General features: G+C 56.2%; 1 pseudogene. It reads left to right on the top strand.

The features are described from left to right. Window positions 1-201: pseudogene (locus CUZ56_RS15300) on the top strand (hypothetical protein); the annotation flags it as partial. Window positions 202-251 lie beyond the last annotated feature (50 nt).

The raw sequence follows: 251 nt of genomic DNA, 5'->3' as shown, positions 1-251 counted from the left end.
TGCCTATTTATTACCCACGATTTGGCGGTTGTCTCGCACATCTGCCGGGAGCTTATCGTCATGACGTCGGGCAAGGTCGTTGAAGCCGGATCAGCGCGTGATGTGTTATCTCACCCTGATCATCCTTACACTCGTCGCTTACTGCGGGCTGCCCGACTCGACCTTGTCGAGCCTGGGACGACAATCGCGTTGGAGGATTGATGACGGCTCAGATCGAGGTCGAGGATTTGCACCTGCACCTGGGATCAAGC

This window comes from Saezia sanguinis (assembly GCF_003991585.1).
GTDB classification, from domain to species: Bacteria; Pseudomonadota; Gammaproteobacteria; order Burkholderiales; family Burkholderiaceae_C; genus Saezia; species Saezia sanguinis.
Note: the sequence above shows the minus strand (reverse complement) of the source record. Positions and strands in the feature narration are given on the sequence as shown.